The organism is Orrella sp. 11846 (genome assembly GCF_048820935.1).
Lineage (GTDB): Bacteria > Pseudomonadota > Gammaproteobacteria > Burkholderiales > Burkholderiaceae_B > Algicoccus.
The window spans coordinates 1-2,665 of record NZ_JBMERD010000035.1 but is presented as its reverse complement, the minus strand read 5'-3'; the positions used below and the strand labels follow the sequence as shown (position 1 = coordinate 2,665).

Sequence of the window (2,665 nt, the reverse complement as noted above, 5' to 3'; positions counted from 1 at the left end):
GGATCAAATACCACCAAAGCCCCCAGGAAACAGACACAGCAACCCGCTATAAACTGTCCGTGGGTTCCGTTGAACTGATATGGATTTCCCAGGATTTCATCAGCTGCTCATAGGTGATGCGACGCACCAGAAATAACATCCCCAGCTGATCGTCCGGCATGTTCTTTTCCGACGAAATCGTCGGCACACCAATGACGCCACGCGCTGCATGCACGATGACGAGCCCGCGTGCGGTGCGCAGTAGACCTTTCACGCGCAAGATGTCATGCTGGTGCGCGAACACCAACGAACCAAACCACAGCGCAAAAACCGTCCAGTCGATCTGTCGGGAATATGGTATCCACAGCGAATGAACGGCTTCTTGGTCCTCAGCATCCCCATGAGTCATCAGATCGACTGCTGCGCAAGGGTCAAAAACTGGCACAGCTTGCTGTTCACCAAAAACGGTGGCCAAAAGCTCGGCACTAGGATTCAAGGCCTGAGTGGTCGCGAAAATGGTGTTCAATTCCTTTTCGTTCGCCAGATCAATCTTGGTGATAATGGCCTTGTCGCACTGCTGCAGTTGTTTTCTGGCCAAGGGCTCGTGAATCAGATCTCCCAAACCTCGCGCCGCATCGATCGTAGTGATGACATCATCGATACGCACGTTCGCCGTAAGGACAGGGTCATTGTCAATGGCAGCAAGGACATTGGCTGGATCTGCAAGACCACTCATTTCCAGAATGATGCGATCAAGCTGTTCGGGATGCTGATGATGAGTCGAACAAAACTCACGCAAAACATGAACAAGTTCATCGCGCTTATCGCAGCAAGCACACCCACCCAGCAACAGATGAACATTGCCCTCCATGAAGGCCAAGTCGGGGGCGGTATCCCCCAGGTCATTGATCAACAATTTGACGCCAGGGCGTTCAAGCGCCTGGTTCAACAAGGTGGTTTTACCTGAACCCAGAAAGCCGCCGACCATGACCAGACTCAGACGATTGTCTTGCTCGGAATGGCGATGCGTAAACATGCTCGTTGAACCATGCCGCTTCAGATTTGAGCGGTATCGGTCGTGCCCAAGGGGTCGTAAGGACGCCCGGCGAGCCGCTCAACCGCTGGCCACGCATCGCCAATGTCGAGAATGAATTCACTACGGCCATCGGGCGTTCTCAGAGTCAAACCCGGGTTTGCTGGACTAGCACTGACATTGATTCGCAAACCGGACAGATGCTGGTTCAACAGCTGAATCTGTTTTGCACGCTCGCGAACAATGGCACCCGAGGACTCACCGACCCCAACCATGAACCACTTGGCTGGCGGGGTCGGCGTACCACACATTCCACACATATCATGCCTTTACTATACTAGTTAACGCCTTGCGTCTCCCATCAGTAGTCGCGTGGACGCTCTGCGCTGTTGAACGGATAACGCTTTCTGAAATCTTCAGCGATTTCTTCCATGGTGGCCCATTCAACACCTTCATGGCTGTTGATGTATTCAATCAAGCGTTCCAGCATCAATAGCACCTGTGGACGACCGGAGACATCTGGGTGAATAGTGATCGGGAAGACGCCGTAATCAAGTTCACGATACAGCCAGTCAAACTGATCTCGCCACAATTGCTCGATGTCCCGCGGATTTACGAATCCGTGGCTGTTCGGTGATGCCTTGATAAACATCATCGGCGGCAGATCATCCACATACCAGTTGGCGCTGATTTCAACCAGGTCGACTTCGGAGCCATGCACCAAGGGCTTCATCCATGCTTCCGGCTTCTTTGAAAAGTCAATTTTGGTCCAGCTGTCGCCACTGCGGGCGTACATGGGTACAAAGTCCTTATAGCTTTGGCTGTGGTCATACTTGAAGCCGTACTTAAGCAGCAGGTCAATGGTGTTTTCTGACATCTCCCACCAAGGCGCCACATAGCCACGGGGCGCTTTGCCAGAAATTTTTTTGATCAACTCGATCGATTTCACCAAGACCGCTTCTTCCTGAGCCGCGGTCATGGCGACCGGGTTTTCGTGCGAATAGCCATGTGCGCCGATTTCATGCCCGGCGTCTACGACCATCTTGCATTCGTCAGGAAACGTTTCAATACTGTGCCCGGGAATAAACCAGCTGGTTTTGATGTTGTAGCGTTCAAACATCTTCAGCAACCGTGGTGTACCGACCTGACCTGCGAACACACCACGCTGAATGTCGGAAGGAGAGTCTGCACCACCATACGAGCCAAGCCAGCCCGCGACAGCGTCTACATCCACACCAAAACTGGCAATGATCTTTTTCTTCATAACGCGCCTCCCATTTGAAACTTGACTTTCAGGTTAACGCAAAAGGCAGAGGTCGTGGCCAGTTTCTTTGACTTTCGTAAGGGATTGACATTCGTTCAGACAGGCAAACGGTCCACCCCGTCGCATCCCCAACAACGGCAGTACCATGGGCGAGGCATACAAGACCGTATGACGTCCCGATGCCATAGGGACCCTTCGACATTTTGCACTCACATCTCAAATTCAGATGTACTGACAACCTAGGTATTGGTATCAATCCTTCTATACGACCAGATACAACTGACACGCGCCATACAGTAAACAGCGGAAAGACTCTCTGATAACCCGCAAGCCGGTATGATCTGAGCAGTTATCCACAATTCAACGAAAAGGGCGTCATCATGTCAAAG

Annotated in this window: 3 protein-coding genes; all 3 read right to left on the bottom strand. The window is 52.0% G+C overall.

The genetic code is table 11. The features are described 5' to 3' along the window. Positions 1-46: 46 nt before the first annotated feature. The 3 genes from ACOI06_RS14420 to ACOI06_RS14410 are packed head-to-tail and all read right to left on the bottom strand — an operon-like array spanning position 47 to position 2,276. Entirely contained in the window at positions 47-1,015 is a 969-nt protein-coding gene (locus ACOI06_RS14420; protein WP_420663294.1) for a CobW family GTP-binding protein, read from the bottom strand. Positions 1,016-1,035: 20 nt separating this feature from the next. Next, complete coding sequence (locus tag ACOI06_RS14415; protein ID WP_420663293.1) at positions 1,036-1,323, bottom strand: hypothetical protein; 288 nt, start codon at positions 1,321-1,323, stop codon at positions 1,036-1,038. A gap of 50 nt (positions 1,324-1,373) precedes the next feature. Continuing rightward, entirely contained in the window at positions 1,374-2,276 is a 903-nt protein-coding gene (locus ACOI06_RS14410) for a polysaccharide deacetylase family protein (protein WP_420663292.1), read from the bottom strand. Positions 2,277-2,665: the final 389 nt, after the last annotated feature.